Genomic DNA, 736 nt, shown 5'->3' on the forward strand with positions numbered 1-736 from the left:
CGCTTCGGCGGCCGGGGTCGCGGTCACGCTGCGCGGATCGAGGCGGTGGCTGCGGCGACACGTTCGGCGGGCGGCCTCGGCGGCACGGCGGCTCGTACGGGAGCTGCGCGAGCTGGGCGAGGTCCTGCGCCATCCGGGCCGGGCCGCCGCGCTCTGGCTCGGCTCACTGACCCTGCCGCTCTTCCACGCGCTCATCCTGTTCTCGCTGCTGCGCGGCCTCCAGGCGCCGATCGGCGCCGGGACGGTGCTGGTCCTCTACCTCGGCATGTCCTCGCTGACGGCGGTGGTCCCCTCGCCGGGCGCCATCGGAGGCCTGGACGTGGCCCTGGTCGCGGGACTCGTCGCCGCGCGCGCCTCTTCGGCGGTCGCCGTCGCGACCGTCCTCGGATATCGGATGATCACGGTCTGGCTGCCTCTGCCGCCCGCCGCGTGCACCTTCGCCGTGCTGCTGCGCCGTCGCGTCATCTGATGATGTGATCTTCCACGACTTCGCCAAGGTTCGGGCGACATCGGTGCAGGTGCGGTCGGTGCACGACGGTGGCCGGGTAGCAACCGGCCGTGCCCTGTAACCCGGGAGAGGCCGAGCCGGCGGCCCGAGCCGTCGCCGGGGCCGCGCGGACCGGTGACGCGCGGCCATGAGCGTCGATTCCCGCCCGATGCGCCGTACGGCCTGCGGCCGTTTCACACTCGTCGCCTGCGCCCTGGCGGCCGGCGCCGCCGCCGAGTCGGCGGGCGC

At 75.0% G+C, this 736-nt stretch carries 1 protein-coding gene; it reads left to right on the forward strand.

Annotated features, from left to right (window positions below):
* On the forward strand, positions 1-469 hold a 469-nt coding region (locus ACFFNX_RS51765; RefSeq protein ID WP_378213865.1), incomplete at its 5' end, for a lysylphosphatidylglycerol synthase domain-containing protein.
* Between the last annotated feature and the right edge of the window lie 267 nt (positions 470-736).

Origin of the sequence: Actinoallomurus acaciae (assembly GCF_042429965.1) — a bacterium.
Classification (GTDB): domain Bacteria; phylum Actinomycetota; class Actinomycetes; order Streptosporangiales; family Streptosporangiaceae; genus Actinoallomurus; species Actinoallomurus acaciae.